This window comes from Erwinia sp. PME.40.26/001 (assembly GCF_055556675.1).
Map to the genome: position 1 here is coordinate 1 of NZ_JBVHNP010000405.1, position 240 is coordinate 240.

The 240-nt window shown below is 58.8% G+C and carries 1 protein-coding gene; it reads right to left on the minus strand.

Annotation, left to right across the window (positions count from 1 at the left end):
- Nucleotides 1-229: S24 family peptidase (locus ACZ3HG_RS24735; RefSeq protein WP_465335172.1), on the minus strand; the 229-nt coding region annotated here is incomplete at its 3' end.
- Between the last annotated feature and the right edge of the window lie 11 nt (nucleotides 230-240).

The following is a 240-nucleotide window of genomic DNA, read 5'->3' on the forward strand; positions in this document are numbered from 1 at the left end:
TATTGACCGGTGCCAGTTCAAACTGCATGACGCCATTTTCACTGCCGCGCTGACGCCAGGTGCGTAGCAGCACGACCTGCTGCTGCAATGCCAGCACGCAGTCGCCGGGCTGAGGTGACTGCGTGGGATCGATGATCACCACATCATTCCGCAGAATCGCGGGCGTCATCGCCTGTTCTTCCACCCGGAAGGCAAAGCTCTGCTGCGAAAGCGCCATGTCGTTGTGCATCAGCAGTTCAT